The sequence below is a fragment of the Alcanivorax xiamenensis genome, assembly GCF_009846745.1.
GTDB classification, from domain to species: Bacteria; Pseudomonadota; Gammaproteobacteria; order Pseudomonadales; family Alcanivoracaceae; genus Alloalcanivorax; species Alloalcanivorax xiamenensis.
In genome coordinates, this window is record NZ_AQPF01000026.1 from 15,420 (window position 1) to 29,570 (window position 14,151).

General features: G+C 61.7%; 12 protein-coding genes. 4 read left to right on the forward strand and 8 right to left on the reverse strand.

Annotated features, from left to right (window positions below):
• Positions 1–89: 89 nt before the first annotated feature.
• Positions 90–1,277 (forward strand): hypothetical protein, encoded by a 1,188-nt coding sequence (locus tag A6D6_RS14425; RefSeq protein WP_159661119.1) that lies wholly within the window; start codon positions 90–92, stop codon positions 1,275–1,277.
• Between the two features lie 4 nt (positions 1,278–1,281).
• Entirely contained in the window at positions 1,282–2,199 is a 918-nt protein-coding gene (gene lpxL, locus A6D6_RS14430; RefSeq protein WP_159661120.1) for an LpxL/LpxP family Kdo(2)-lipid IV(A) lauroyl/palmitoleoyl acyltransferase, read from the forward strand.
• Here lpxL and A6D6_RS14435 read toward each other — a convergent pair.
• On the reverse strand, positions 2,193–3,665 hold the full coding sequence (locus A6D6_RS14435) for an ArnT family glycosyltransferase (protein ID WP_159661121.1): 1,473 nt from the start codon (positions 3,663–3,665) through the stop codon (positions 2,193–2,195). The genes lpxL and A6D6_RS14435 overlap by 7 nt on opposite strands.
• 219 nt (positions 3,666–3,884) lie before the next feature.
• Between A6D6_RS14435 and A6D6_RS14440 the strand changes: the two genes are divergently transcribed.
• Together A6D6_RS14440 and A6D6_RS14445 are read left to right on the forward strand one after the other, a co-directional pair.
• Positions 3,885–5,831 carry an acyltransferase family protein gene (locus A6D6_RS14440; RefSeq protein WP_159661122.1) on the forward strand — a complete coding sequence of 649 codons (1,947 nt, stop codon included), beginning with the start codon at positions 3,885–3,887 and terminating at the stop codon, positions 5,829–5,831.
• Positions 5,832–5,928: 97 nt separating this feature from the next.
• Positions 5,929–7,032, forward strand: coding sequence for a CDP-glycerol glycerophosphotransferase family protein (locus A6D6_RS14445; RefSeq protein WP_159661123.1), 1,104 nt, complete (start codon positions 5,929–5,931; stop codon positions 7,030–7,032).
• A gap of 22 nt (positions 7,033–7,054) precedes the next feature.
• Here A6D6_RS14445 and pseI read toward each other — a convergent pair whose 3' ends face one another.
• The 7 genes from pseI to A6D6_RS14480 all read right to left on the reverse strand — a co-directional run bounded on the left by pseI (position 7,055) and on the right by A6D6_RS14480 (position 14,148).
• Positions 7,055–8,116, reverse strand: coding sequence for a pseudaminic acid synthase (pseI, locus tag A6D6_RS14450; RefSeq protein ID WP_133491636.1), 1,062 nt, complete (start codon positions 8,114–8,116; stop codon positions 7,055–7,057).
• Positions 8,113–8,643 (reverse strand): UDP-4-amino-4,6-dideoxy-N-acetyl-beta-L-altrosamine N-acetyltransferase, encoded by a 531-nt coding sequence (gene pseH, locus A6D6_RS14455; protein ID WP_201303797.1) that lies wholly within the window; start codon positions 8,641–8,643, stop codon positions 8,113–8,115. Before pseH ends, pseI begins: the two co-directional genes overlap by 4 nt.
• Complete coding sequence (gene pseG, locus A6D6_RS14460) at positions 8,640–9,752, reverse strand: UDP-2,4-diacetamido-2,4,6-trideoxy-beta-L-altropyranose hydrolase (RefSeq protein WP_133491635.1); 1,113 nt, start codon at positions 9,750–9,752, stop codon at positions 8,640–8,642. Before pseG ends, pseH begins: the two co-directional genes overlap by 4 nt.
• Positions 9,749–10,465, reverse strand: a complete 717-nt coding sequence (gene pseF / locus A6D6_RS14465; RefSeq protein WP_236564114.1) for a pseudaminic acid cytidylyltransferase — start codon at positions 10,463–10,465, stop codon at positions 9,749–9,751. The genes pseG and pseF overlap by 4 nt, the downstream gene beginning before the upstream one ends.
• Entirely contained in the window at positions 10,462–11,619 is a 1,158-nt protein-coding gene (gene pseC / locus A6D6_RS14470; RefSeq protein ID WP_159661124.1) for a UDP-4-amino-4,6-dideoxy-N-acetyl-beta-L-altrosamine transaminase, read from the reverse strand. Before pseC ends, pseF begins: the two co-directional genes overlap by 4 nt.
• Positions 11,619–12,620, reverse strand: a complete 1,002-nt coding sequence (gene pseB, locus A6D6_RS14475) for a UDP-N-acetylglucosamine 4,6-dehydratase (inverting) (RefSeq protein WP_133491633.1) — start codon at positions 12,618–12,620, stop codon at positions 11,619–11,621. The genes pseC and pseB overlap by 1 nt, the downstream gene beginning before the upstream one ends.
• Before the next feature lie 145 nt (positions 12,621–12,765).
• Complete coding sequence (locus A6D6_RS14480) at positions 12,766–14,148, reverse strand: lipopolysaccharide kinase InaA family protein (RefSeq protein ID WP_133491632.1); 1,383 nt, start codon at positions 14,146–14,148, stop codon at positions 12,766–12,768.
• Positions 14,149–14,151 lie beyond the last annotated feature (3 nt).

A 14,151-nucleotide genomic window follows, 5' to 3' on the forward strand; every position in this document is an offset into this window, starting at 1 on the left:
ACTTCCGACTCGCCGGTGAAGGCGGACAGAGCGTATCAACAGGTTTCTCCTTGACGGAGGACCGGGAGCGATCAACGGGATAAGCATCTATGACGGCATTGCGCCCTAACGTACTGGAAGGCCGGGGACTGCGGCTTTGGTTGACGGTTTCCTTCGCGGTGATGTTCACCGGACCCTTTTTGTTCCATTCCCGGGTCGCCCTTCTCAACGTGGTGGACGTGCTGTTCTTTCTGCCGTCACTGACCCTGTTGACCCGGGCCGTGGTCAGCGGTGATCGCCGCCTGTTGCTGTCCCCCTGGCTGGTGCCGCTGTACGCCCTGCTCGGCTGGTTGCTGCTAACCATGGCCTGGGCGGATAACGCCAATACCTCCCGCACCGTACGCGGCGTGGTGGAGATCATCACGCTGGTGGGCATTCTGCGCTGGCTGCATCTGTACTACCGGCACACGCTCAAACAGGCGCTGACCAACGCCGCGCTCACCTCCACCGTGCTGCTGGTGGTGATCATGATCAGCTACTACACCACCCAACCCCTGGGCAGCCCGCTATTCGGCGAATCCGTGCGTTTGATTTTCGATCTGCCGCAGCCCGGTCCACTGCTGACCACCATGGCCCTGGTGACGCCCTGCTTCATCCTGCTGGCCCAGGCCGTGGAGGAAGGCATCAATGCCAAAGGCGGACGCCGCGCCGCCGGCGCCCTGGTGGGATTCGGCTTCCTGCTGCTGGTGCAATGGCATACCGGCATCATGTTGCTGGTAGCGGCGCTCAGTTGGGTGCTGCTGCGCGCGGAACAACGGATACTTGGCATGCTCGCCGCCGCGGTGGCCTTGTATCTGTCCCTGGATTTCCAGGTACTCGGCAACATGAGCCAGTACTTCACCCATCCTTTCTTCGGCAACGGTCTCAGCCAGGAAACCGGGGAGTCGTTGCTGGTGGGCGTGGACGACGCCCTGCGCATCATTCCGCATCCGGATAATGTGCTGCTGGCGGTAATCCACTCCTCCGGGCTGGTGGGTCTGATTCTGTTCATCGCCGCCTGGGCGGTACCCGCCTGGCGCCTGCCGGACGGTGAACAGAACCTGCGCGAAGGGGCCATCTTCCTGATCGCCGTGGTACCGGGCCTGCTCGCCATGCTGGCGGTGGGCGCCTATCTGCTGGTGCCGTTCCACCCCAGTTGGATGAGCCTGTGGCTACCGCTGGCTCTGATGCTGGCCAGTCTGAGCACCCGTGACACCATCCGCCCGCCGGTGCGGCACCCGCAACCACAAGCGCGGTAACGCCATGGGAAAGAAACGCCGACAACGCCCCACGGATCCCCGTGACCCGCGCCTCTGGCCCACCCGCGTGGGCCTGGCTCTGTTCTGGCTGATTGGCCAACTGCCCTGGGACCTGCTGCTGTCTCTCGGCCGCGGTGTCGGGCACCTCGCCTGGCGGGTCGCCGGCGGACGTCGACGCGTTACTCTGACCAATCTGCGTTTGTGCTTCCCGGAGCTCGATGAGGGCGAACGGGAACGGATGGCCCGCCAGGTATTCCTGAGCACCGGGGAAGCGATCATCGAGATGGCCGGCAGTTTCCATAATCAACGGGTGGATCTGGGCCAGCGCCTCACCGTTAAAGGGATGGAACACATCGATGCGGCCCGGGCCGACGGCCAGGGCGCGCTGCTGCTGGGCATGCATTTCAACAGCATCGACGTGGGCAGCCGCCTGCTAGGAAAGATCCTGGATTTCAGCGTGGTCTACCGCCCCAACGACAATCCGCTGCTGGACCGGCTGATCACCGACGGGCGCGGCGCCTGGGTCAAGCATTCCGTGGATCGCAACGACCTGCGCCGCATGATCAAGCTGCTGCGCCAGGGCGAGATTCTCTGGTACGCCCCGGACCAGGACTACGGCACCGAGCACGCCGTGTTCGTGCCGTTCTTCGGCGTCCCCGCCGCCACCATCACCGCCACCAGCCGGCTGGCCAAAATGGGCCGCGCCCGGGTAATTCCCTGTGCCCATTACCGCCTGCCCGGCGGCCGCTACGAAATCGAGTTCGGCGAGCCGCTGGCCGACTTCCCCAGCGGCGACGATGAAGCGGATACGTCACGTATCAACCGCACCATCGAGCATTTCGTGCGCAAACACCCTGAACAATATTTGTGGGTGCACAAGCGCTTCAAGCACCAGCCGGAGGGGCGGCGCTCGCCTTACTGAGCACGTTTCTCGAACACCAGCACCAGGTCGGAACCCTCGCTGTCGAAGCGCTGGATCAGACGATAGCGTTGTTCCAGTTTGCTCTTGATAGCCGCCTCCTCGTCACGGTCTGTCAGCAATACCTGCCAGCGGCTATCGACCTGCTCCGGCGGGCGGATCTTGTCCGAATGACCACGAAAATAGGGCCGGCCGGAATAAAAGTTCACCTGACCATTGTTGATGTAAACGCGCTCATCACCCGGCAGATTCTTGCGGGCCCATTCGCCCGCCTGCCGAATCGCCAGCTTCTCCGGGCCACGGGTGGATATAGCACCGGACAGCCCCTGTAGCAGTATCAGAAAAATCAGCAGCCCCCAAACCCAGCCCCGCACCTGGTGTTCGGTGAGACGCGTCATACCCACGTAGAGGAACGGTAGCAGGCACACCATTAGCGGCACGAGGTAGCGGGTGGACAAGTAGTAGTGGCGCCAGAGAAACACCACCACCACGGCCAGCCAGGTCAAAGCCAGAGCGCCATAGACCCGCAGCTCACCATCAAACCGCAGCGGCCCGTAGCGTCGCGCCAGAATCGCGGGCAACATCATCGCCAACAGATAATGCAACAGCTTGATCGGAATCAGTATCAGCAGCCCGAACAGCAGCACTTGCGCCCCGTAATCCTTGGAGTACTGATTCAGCACCGCATCGGCCAAAGCCTCCCCGGAGCGTAGAAAACCCTCATGGATCAACGCCGGATTGATGGTATTCAGATAGCCCCATAGCCGCTGACTCAGGCCACCACTATCCCCCAGCAGCACGCCCACCCCCAGCACGCCGATCACTATCGGAACCACGAACAAACGCAGCCTCTCCCGCCAGCGATAACCGCGCTCGAACAGCGACAACAGAAACAAAGGGACCAGGATGATTCCCGTTTCCAGTCGAAACAGAGCCCCCATGAACACGGCCAGAAAAAAGCAAATTGCCCAGGACCAGGCCCGGCTCCGCGAATAGCGCAGGTACAACCATATTGACAGCAGCATGAAGAACCAGGCGGGCCAGTCCCTCAACGCATCCGGCCGGTATTCGTTGAAAGCCGCGAACGAAAGCGCCGTCAGTACCGCCCACCAGATGCTCTTTTCCGGGGTCAATCGGTGCAGAAGAAGCACCAGCATCCAGGAAGCCAGCGCGGCGGACACCACACTGACTCCGTAGGCGACGTGCAACATGGAAACCGGCAGTACCGCCTCCAGAACGGCCATAAAGGCTGAGTAGAACGGCCAGTCGAAAAGGGCGAGAGCCTGATCCAGGCGCCCGTCACCGATCAATTCGGCTACATGGATGTAGAGCATGCCGTCGCGATCCAGGATCGGTGAATAGTGAATAGCCACCAGCGAAAGCATCACACTGCCGAGCAAGGTCACTATCAGCGCTGACCCGTGGGACCGCGCGGGCCGCTGCGCCACGGCGCTTTCATCCATGTTCATCCTGCCTTATCCATTATTTAATCCGGAAGGGAGAAGCCCGATGGCGGGCATGATCACCAACACAATTGCGCTGATCCATCGGCTTGGGCAGACTTGCCCGCACCAATGATGCGTGACCACCAATCCCCGTTCAAGCGCCTGTGTACACTTGGAAATTCAGCAGGCGTCGAGGGTGGCCATTCAAGCTTTTGCATTTTCACCACCGTGGTAGGGACTGCCTTGGATTCTTTCCGCACCGACATCAACGGCCTGAGGGCTTGGGCCGTACTGCTTGTGATCCTGTTTCATTTCCAGGTTCCCGGGTTCCAATCCGGCTTTCTCGGTGTGGACGTGTTCTTCGTCATTTCCGGCTTCCTCATGGCCTCCATCCTCTATCGCGGTCTGGCCAAGAGCACGCTCTCTCTGCCCGCTTTCTACGCCTCGCGGATGAAAAGAATCTATCCGGCCCTGATTGCCGTCTGCGCCGCCAGTCTGGTGCTGGGATGGTATTTGCTGATGCCTCGCGACTATATGGCACTGGGCGCCCATGTTCGAGAGAGCCTGCTATTTTCATCCAATTACCGCTACTTGTCCGAGGCCGGCTATTTCGATACCGCTTCCGAAAGCAAATGGCTGTTGCACACCTGGTCGCTGTCGGTGGAGTGGCAGTTCTACCTACTGTATCCGTTGCTGGCGATGCTGCTCTATCGGTTAACCCGGCATCATCGCACCTTACTCGTCGGAACCCTGCTGATCGCGGCGCTGTCCCTGGCCTGGAATATCCACACGATCCAGGTCGCCCCGGACCGGGCTTTCTATGGTTTTCCCGGCCGCGCCTGGGAAATGCTGCTGGGCGCCGCGGCCTTCCATCTCGCTCAGCTGTGGCGGCCGGAGCGTCGCGTTGGTCTGGCACTGCACCTGGGTGGACTGGCTTCGATAGCGGTGGCAGCCTGTCTGGTCACGCCGGCGTCCTGGCCCGGCCTGTGGGCGCTATTGCCAACGGCCGGCGCCGCCGCTCTGATTCTCGGGAACAGCCACTCACCGCTGACGGCAGGCCGGTTCTGGAACTGGTGCGGTGAGCGCTCCTATTCCATTTACCTCTGGCACTGGCCGGTGGTGGTTCTACTGCACTATTTTCTGATCGCTACGAATCCCCTGTGGGTGGTTGCCGGCCTGGCCGCATCCGCGCTGCTCGCTGAGTTATCCTACCGCCTCATCGAGCAACCCTGCCGTGGCCGAATGGCGCGATTCAGTTCCTGGCGCACCATCGGCACGGTCTTCACCGTGGCGGTTCTGCTCGCCGGGCTAGGACAAACCGTGCGCCGCTCCGGCATTCCCGAGCGCCTTCCCGATGAGGTGATCCATCTGGCGGACGAGGCACGCCTCTCCAATCCACGGCAGGACGAGTGCCTGGATCACGACAGCGAATGCGTCTATGGCAGCGGCCCGGTGGGGTTGATTCTGATCGGCGACAGCCACGCTGATGCGGTGGTCAACGCGATGCAAAGCGCTCTTGAGCCTCGGGTCGGCGGCATTCTGTTCAAAGGCGAGTCCGACTGCATCCCCCTGCCCGGACTTCAGGGCAACGAGCCCGATGATCGCGAGTGCGAACAGCTCGCCGCCGGCATCCCTGATCTGCTGGCACAATACCCCGGATTACCCGTGTTAGTGGTATCCCACTGGGCCGCCTACGCCAATTACGGCGTGGTGGAACCGGACCGGGAGGCGCATTTCTTCGTCCCCGGAGGCGCCAGGCACTTCAGCGAGCGCTGGTTCCAGGAATTTGATAACTGGTACCTGACGTCGCTATGCCGAATCAGCCAAACCCACCCCCTGTGGATCATGCGTCCAACACCGGTGATGCCGGTGGACGTTGCCAGCGTGATGGGCCGCGAAGCTCTGGTAAACCGGGATATTGATCTGTCTCTGCCGCGCCACCAATACGATCTCGACACCGCCTATATCCGGGACTTGCAGGATCAGGCTGCTCGCCAGTGCGGCATCCGCATCCTCGACCCCATCGCCACCTTATGCGATGAACAGCATTGTGTCGCTGAAACCTCCAATGGCCTGCCCATTTACCGGGATGACAACCACTTCACCGAGTATGGCAACCGGCTGTTGATTCCGATGTTCCAATCCATGGTGCTACCCGGGGTTACCGAAGATCATGTCGGCGCTCGTTGAACGGGAAGGTTGCGGCACAACAACCCTCTACGGCAGACTTGCCCGATAACCCAGGGCTCCCTGAGTCTCCGGACTTTTTTGCGTACGAGAATTGGCGTTGAACGACATAGTCTATTTTTCGAAGATGTTCCAGGCAGTGCCGCATCTGGCACAGATCGCCAGGGTTCTGCCGGGAACCTTCGTTTCCAATCGCTCATCCACCCTCAAGGTGGTGCGGCGGCAATATCCTCAACTACAGAGCGCCCGCTACCTGAAGCATCTCGGCCCCCTTGGCAAAGGCAATCGCAAGCTCAGCGGCGCCGATGTTATCGTCACGGGTTCTCCTTACCGGGAGTTTCTGCAACCTTACGCCGCTCGCAAGTGCACCGTCTTTCACGGCACTTACATGTTCCTCAGCCGGGAAGCCCTGCAGGCCAACACACATTTTGATCTGCTTTGCATCATTGGTCCGCGCATGCAGCAAATGGTGGAACGCTTCGCCGATGACATTCCGGTGAAAGCGGTACGCACCGGCTTTCTGCCATTCTGCGAATTTCCCCAACGGACCGAAGCCCATCGCCACGAAGTGCTCACGGAAATGGGCCTCAACCCATCACAACCCACCGTGGTCTACACACCCAGCCGCCGGGGCATCGGTTCCTGGGACCAGGCCGTGGAGGCGCTGCTGGATACCCTCGCCACACATTACAATCTGGTGCTGCGACCCCATCCAAGCCAGGGCGTGACACCGCGCTCCAGGGATCACGCGTTGTTCCGCAAGCTCGCGGCCCGTATCGAAGCGCGACCGCACTGCGTACTGGACTTGTCCCGCTTTGCACTATCCACAGTGTTGTCGGTGGCGGATCTGGTGATCTCCGACGCCAATTCGCCGGCGGAGGAATCGTTGTTCTATGACGTGCCGCAGTTGTTCGTGGAAACCGACACGTTTTCCCGCGACACTCTGGCCCGGCAAGGGGAACGGGAAGGCATGCACGCCGACGACATGGCACGGTTGCTGGCCATCTATGATTGTGGCCCCAGCGTCCACTTCGGCGGCCAGCACCAAGGGCCCCATGATTTCAACGCGACGGTGGAAGACGCGCTGGCCCGGGCGGCACAACATCGCTCCGCCCGCGAGCACTACTTTTCCTGGGTATTCGGTGAGCGCGACCGGCAGGCCAACCAGAGAGTAGCGGCGGCAATCCGCCAACATCTGCTGTAGTCACGATCAGACGGCGCCTCCATCAACGGGGCGCCAGATCCTCCCAGCGTACCGGGGTATTGCGGCACACATCCCGCGCCAGCGTGGCACCCACCACCTGGTCCTGGTACTTCGGCGCCAGCCCGAACCCCGGCCGCACACTGCGCACATTCGCGGCCGACACCACCTCGCCCGCCTTCAGATCACTGACAAAATACAGCGAACGACGGAACTGGGCGTTGCCCTGCTCACTGGATTTTCGTCCGTAATCCACCTCCCCCAACGCCCGCCAGGCGGTCTTGCTGTCCCGGCACAGCGCCGCCAGCTCCGGCGGTTCCAGGGAGAAGCTGTCGTCCGGTCCACCGCCACGGCGATCCAGGGTAAAGTGTTTCTCGATCAGCGCCGCGCCAAGAACCACGCTGGCAATGGCGGTGGTATTGTCCAAAGTATGGTCGGACAAACCGGTAACGACACCGAAACGCTCGGCCATGTCCACCAGCGTTCGCAGGTTATAGTCCTCCGCCGGGGCCGGATACCCGCTGACACAATGCAGAATGGCCAGGGAGGTACAGCCCCCTTCCCGCGCCGCTTCAATGGCCTCACCGATTTCCTCCGCATCGGCCATACCGGTGGAAATAATCATCGGTTTTCCGGTAGCGGCCACATAGCGGATCAACGGCAGGTCCACCGCCTCGAACGAAGCAATTTTATATGCCGGGGCGTTGAGATCCTCCAGCAGGTCCACCGCGGTGGTATCAAACGGCGAACTGAACAGAGTGATGCCCCGCTGGCGCGCATGCTCGAATAACGGCTTGTGCCATTCCCATGGCATATGCGCTTCTTGATAGAGCTGATACAGCGTCTTGCCATCCCAAAGCCCGCCATGGATCTGGAAGTCCTCGCCGTCGCTGTCCAGGGTAATGGTGTCAGGACGGTAGGTCTGCAATTTCACCGCATCGGCACCGGCCTGTTTGGCCTCGTCGATAATGCGTAACGCGGTCTCCAGCCGGCCATTATGGTTGGCGGACAGCTCAGCGATCACATAGGGCGGCTGGTGCCGGGCAATCTCCCGGCCATCAATAATAAGGGAAGGGTATCCGCTCATGACGCCTGACCTCCTGGGATTGGCCACTCGGTGGCCAGTATTCCGAAGCAATATACCGAGTGGTACTGTTCACCATCAAAATGCTGGTCGCGCAGCACCCCTTCGTCCTCGAATCCGAGGGCGCGATGCAACGCGATGGAGCGCTCGTTAAAGGCCAGTGCCTGGCCACACACCTTGTGCAGAGCCAAAGGTCCGAAAGCGTGCGACAGTGCCGCCCGCCCCAGCCTGCGGCCGCTGCCGCGCGGCGCCTCCGGGGTCAGATAAAACCCCCAATCGACCACGCCGCCGTTACCGGCTCGTTTGAACTGAACGAATCCCAGCGGTACCCGGCCGCTTTCCACAATGCACAGGTGGTGGCCAGTGTCGGCGGAGACCCGTTCAAACCAGGCACTGTGTTCCGCCAACGTGATCTCATGGGACTGGTACATGTAGCGGCGAACGTCGGGATGGTTACGCCAGCGTAACACCGCCGGCAGGTCCTCGGTGGTCACCGCCCGGACGATTTCGTTTGCCTTTGTCTCGCTCATGGTCCCGATTTCTCCGAGGTGGGGCCGACCATGTGCTGCGCCACCCGTTCGGCTCCCAGCCCATCGCACAACGCTGACGCCGCACGTGCCATTCTCAACATGCCAACAGGATCGTCCAGTGCCGGCAAATCGATCCGCAACGGCCGCTCGGTGACGTCACCAATAATCATCGCCGCACCGGCCTCCACCAACGCCCTGGCACCGGGCCTCTGATTGTCCGCCAGCACCACCATCCAGGTCGGCAGCCCCAGGCAACATCGCTCCCAGGCCGAACCGCCAGCGGCGCCGATGGCCAGATCAGCCTCACACAGGCGCCGGGCCATATCGGTGACATTCACCTCAACGGAGCACTCGAACGGCACCGTGCTCGCTCGCTCACGCACTTCCACCAGGCCCGGCGCGGAGGCACCCATGACCACGTCCACTTTGATGGAGGCAGGTAGCGGTGCCGTCGACAACGTGGCCAGCACCGCCGAGGTCACGTTGTCCGGATCGGTGCCACCCAGGCTTACCAGAATGCGTTCCGGCAATCCCGCGTCACGACGAGCCAGCGCGAGTTGCCGCCACTGGGCAAATTCCGGCCGCAACAGCGCGAAACGGGGCCCGATTAACGGCGTCGCCGGAGTCGGCAGCAGATCGTGGTAGTCCTCGACGCGACGCCCCAGATTCTGATCCAGCAGCACATCCACGTCATGGCGGCGATCGGCCAGATCGTCTATCGCCAGAATCGCACCAACCCGATCCCGCAATGCCCCTTCCCACCGCTGATCCAGGGCATAATGATCCACCACCAGCCAGTCTACTTCGAGACCGGCCAGAGCCGCGGCACAATCCCGTGCGTCCTCGTCGGCGGGCACTCCCAGCCAGGCCGCATGAGCCGGCGCGCCAGGCGCGGGAACAACATCACCGGTGGGCGCAGGCAGCAGAGTCAGCCGGTGGCCGGCCTGCTGGATGCGCGCCCCCAGGTGGCCCGGCAAATCACGGCACAGGAAATGTATCTCCGCGCCGTGACGCTGAAGGGCCGCCGCCAGGGTCAGACAGCGCATCACATGACCACTGCCGATACGCAGCGACGCATCCGCGCGAAACACCACGGACAGCGCGGTCATGACGGGTCGGGCTCGCTTTGCAGCACCTGAAACAACGCTTCCGCGCGGCGCCAGTCTTCCGGAGTATCAATATCCTGAACGCGGTGGCGGGGCAGCCTCACCGCCACCGACCCCGGCGTGAAAACCGCCCTTCCATCAAGCCATGCCCGCGCCCTGCCCCAATAAAACTGACCGGCATCGTGGAAGGCTTCTTCCAAATCCTGGGAGCGGGTATTGGCGTGAGCCGGTTCAAACATGCTGACGCGCTGCCGTGGATCCAGACGCAGAGCGCGCTGGATCGGAAAGGCGAAAGTGGTTACGGGAAACGCGTAGTCACCGCCACCGGCTCGCAGCGCCTCCAAGGCGGCAAGGATATCCCCGGCACGAACAAAAGGTGCGGTGGCATACAAACAGCACACCTCGGATACGGAAACGCCCTGTTGCCGAAGCCATGCCACCGCGTGGGCGATCACCGGCACCGTCGGAGTGTGATCGTCCGCCAGTTCGGCGGGGCGCCGGAACGGCACTTCCGCGCCTTCCGCCAAGGCGACCGCCGCCACCGCGTCGTCATCGGTGGACACCAGAATGCGGTCAAAACAGTCCGCCTCGCGGGCCGCCTGGATCGACCAGGCGATCATCGGGCGGCCGCAGAACGGCTTGATGTTCTTATGCGGGATTCGCTTGCTGCCGCCCCGCGCTGGGATGACGGCAACCCGCACCGGCGCCGTCGTCATGCTCTGACCACCTCCGCCACCGCCTCACAGACCTGCTCCTGCTGCGCTTCGGTCAGTGTCGGAAACAGTGGCAGACTGATGGCCTCACGGTAATAGGCTTCCGCTTCAGGGAAATCGCCATCGGCGAAGCCAAAGCGCCGGTAGTAAGGTTGGGTATGCACGGGAATATAGTGAAGGTTAACGCCGACGCCACGCTCACGGAGTGATTCGAAAGCACGAGCATGCTTTTCCTTACCGCATCGCGGTAACCGGATCACGTACAGATGGCGTCCGGAATAGCTGTCCGGATGCTGCCAGGGCGTGGTCAGCGGCAGCCCCGCCAGGCGCTCATCATAACGATGCGCCAGCTCATTGCGGCGGGTCACATACTGATCCAGCCGGGCCACCTGACTCAACCCCAATGCTGCCTGCATTTCGGTCATGCGGTAATTGAAGCCCAGCTCGATCTGCTGGTAATACCAGCCGCCGTCCGGCTCCCGGTCCATCAGCGCCGGATCACGGGTGATGCCGTGGCTACGCAACAGTGCCATGCGCTCCGCCAGCGCCCCGTCCCGTGTCATCGCCAGCCCGCCTTCCGCGGTAGTAACGATTTTTACCGGATGAAAACTGAAGACGGTGATATCACTATAACGACCGCAACCAATAGGTTCGTTCCGATAACGACCGCCGATGGCGTGGGAAGCATCCTCAATCACACGGAAGCCGTACTTGTCGGCCAACGCACCGATCGACGCCATGTCACAGGGCTGGCCGCACAAATGCACCGGCACCACCACTTTCGGCAGGCGGCCGTTCTTCTCCGCCTTGATCAGTTTGCGCTCCAATGCCCGCGGGCAAAGATTGTAGGTGCGAGGATCGATGTCAACGAAGTCCACGCTGGCGCCACAGTAGAGACCACAGTTGGCGGAAGCCACGAAGGTGATCGGCGTGGTCCAGAGCCAGTCCCCAGGCCCCAGATCCAGCGCCAGGCATGCCAGATGCAATGCCGAAGTCGCGCTGTTCATCGCCACTCCATAGCCACCGCCGCAGTGCGCGGCCACCGCCTGTTCAAACGCCGGCACCTTGGGGCCCTGGGTAAGAAAGTCCGACTGCAGCACCTCGAGCACCGCGTCGATGTCCTCCCGGGTAATGTCCTGACGGCCGTAGGGAATCATCAAGCGTCCGCGCGTCGGTTGAAGTCCAGGATCTCGTCATGATCCAGAAAATGCTCATTGATACCGGAGTTGTACTCGAAGCCTTGTGGGACCGGCGCCCCTTTTTCTCCCAGGCCATTGACCTGGAAGTCGTTCTGGCTGGAGGTAAAAGTGATGGTTGGCTGGATCACGTAGTGATCCTCGAACTCCAGCGTCAAGTGAGAATCATCCGCCGGGCACATGATCTCATGCAGCTTTTCCCCGGGCCGGATACCGATGATGTCCTGCTTGACGCCCGGTGCCATGGCCTCGGCCAGATCGGTGATGCGCACGGACGGGATCTTCGGCACGAAGATTTCACCGCCATACATGCGCTCGAAATTCTTGAGTACGAAATCCACCCCTTCCTGCAAGGTGATCCAGAAGCGCGTCATGCGCTCGTCGGTGATGGGCAGGCTTTCCGCGCCTTCAGCGATTTTCTTGCGGAAGAACGGCACCACCGAGCCACGCGAACCAACCACATTGCCATAACGCACCACGGCGAAACGGGTCGGGTGACCACCGGCCATATTGTTGGCCGCCACGAACAGCTTGTCCGAAGCCAGCTTGGTGGCGCCGTACAGATTGATCGGATTGGCGGCCTTGTCGGTGGATAGGGCAATGACCTTTTCCACATCATTGGCCAACGCGGCCTTGATCACGTTCTCGGCACCGTTGATGTTGGTTTTGATGCACTCCATCGGGTTGTACTCCGCCGCCGGCACCTGTTTCAGGGCGGCGGCATGGATCACGTAATCCACCCCACGCATGGCTTGTTCCATACGCGCCGCGTCGCGGACGTCACCGAGGAAATACCGCATGCAGGGCTGATTGAAGTCCTGCTGCATCTCATACTGTTTGAGCTCGTCCCGGGAGAACACGATGACACGTTTCGGCGTGTAGCGGCTCAGCAGCGTTTGCACGTATTTTTTACCGAACGAGCCGGTACCGCCGGTAATCAGAATGGATTTGTCGTTGAACATAGTTAACCCACTGAGTCGATCCATAGGATGTTGTTGAAAGCGACGTTCCCGGCCCTGCCCGCAGAGTGATCGACCGACCCCGTCCGTATGCCTTATTGTAACGGCTGGAGCGCCGCGGAATAACTCGATAATACCGCCGACAGCCTCAGTCGTGCTGATTCTGGAAATTCGCCGCCCAACGCTTGCGATCCCGAGCCACCAGCCTGGCGGTCTGGCCCTTCGACAATCCCAACTGCATGGCGTCCAGGTCGAGAATACACAGCCGCCCTTCGACCCACAGGAAATTAGTGGCCTTGAGGTCGCCGTGATTGAAATGCAGGGTTTCCATCAGGAAAAACAGCCGCGCCACCTGTTGGCGCGCGCGTGCCATCGCCTCGGAACCGCCGCCGGCCAGATCCTTCAGTGACGGCCCGGACACGTACTCACAGATAAAGTAAGCGGTATCCTGCAGCCCCATCACTCTGCGCTCAACGTAGCCTACCGCTGGCGGCGTATCCAGTCCGATCAGCTCCAGCCAGCGAGCGTTGCGCCAGGAGCGGGCGGCACGGCTGGGCTTGAATTGCTTGCGCAGCCGGTGACCGGCGCTTTTCACATTATAGCGTTTGATCACCCAGTCCCGGCCCTGCCAATGAACCCGGCAGACGGTGCTGCTGTTGCCGGGTTTGAGCATCTCGCCTTCCGCCATCAGGCGATCGATTCCCGCCTCCAGCAGCGCTTCGAACACCGCCCGCAGCGGCCGGCGGACCATACCCCGCAAGGATGAATGGCGCACCACCGCGAAATCGGTGCAATCCCGCTGCACTTTGCCGAGCGCATGCCGGTAGCGCCGCTGGCGTGCCCGGCCCAACGCCGTTTCAAGCTCCGCTACGGACGGCGCCCCTTCACCATAGGCGGCCACCACCGGCGCCAGTTCACGGGTATCCACCGGGTAGAACTGTGCCAACAAAGCCGCCAGGTTGGCCAGGCGGTCGGCGGCCGGCACCTGCCCCGGCTCGAACAGACGCACGCTGCCGGCGTCCACCAGATAACATTGATCGCCATCGATCAGAAAGTTGCCAAGATGGACGTCATCCTGCACACAACCGGCGCGGTGAAGCTTTGCCAGGAACGCCACCAACAGTGCCGCCCATTGCTCTCCAGCATCGTTCCTGTAGGCCTGTTCATAGAGTCTGGCGGCATCGGTGCCGGATAAATGCTCCAGCACCAATACCCGCCCTCCGGCTACCGGTCCACTGTCGCCCACCAGCCGCGGCGCCGGAACGCCACGCTCAGCCAGAGCAACCAACCGCTCCGCCTCTTGTCTCGCGTCTCGCACCGATTTCGGGTGGTCAAAAAACACTTTGGCGATCACGGGACATTGATTCAGTACCGCCAGCGCGGTAAACCGCCGCTCTGGCAGAATGCGCAAGGCCCTTCGCAGCACCAATTCACCGAATTCGGTTACCACCGTGGCGGGCAAATCCGGCTCACGTCCGGCCTTGGAGAGCACATTAAGCGACAGGCTAAGGGGCTGGGGGTTATCCGGCATGGC

Bases quoted from the DNA above. Each gene is read 5' to 3' on its own strand.
- A6D6_RS14435 (WP_159661121.1), bottom strand. From the start codon at position 3,665: ATGAACATGGATGAAAGCGCCGTGGCGCAGCGGCCCGCGCGGTCCCAC.
- pseF (WP_236564114.1), bottom strand. From the start codon at position 10,465: ATGACGACGGCGCCGGTGCGGGTTGCCGTCATCCCAGCGCGGGGCGGC.
- A6D6_RS14480 (WP_133491632.1), bottom strand. From the start codon at position 14,148: ATGCCGGATAACCCCCAGCCCCTTAGCCTGTCGCTTAATGTGCTCTCC.
- lpxL (WP_159661120.1), top strand. From the start codon at position 1,282: ATGGGAAAGAAACGCCGACAACGCCCCACGGATCCCCGTGACCCGCGC.
- pseG (WP_133491635.1), bottom strand. From the start codon at position 9,752: ATGACCGCGCTGTCCGTGGTGTTTCGCGCGGATGCGTCGCTGCGTATC.
- pseH (WP_201303797.1), bottom strand. From the start codon at position 8,643: ATGAGCGAGACAAAGGCAAACGAAATCGTCCGGGCGGTGACCACCGAG.
- A6D6_RS14425 (WP_159661119.1), top strand. From the start codon at position 90: ATGACGGCATTGCGCCCTAACGTACTGGAAGGCCGGGGACTGCGGCTT.
- pseB (WP_133491633.1), bottom strand. From the start codon at position 12,620: ATGTTCAACGACAAATCCATTCTGATTACCGGCGGTACCGGCTCGTTC.
- pseC (WP_159661124.1), bottom strand. From the start codon at position 11,619: ATGATTCCCTACGGCCGTCAGGACATTACCCGGGAGGACATCGACGCG.
- pseI (WP_133491636.1), bottom strand. From the start codon at position 8,116: ATGAGCGGATACCCTTCCCTTATTATTGATGGCCGGGAGATTGCCCGG.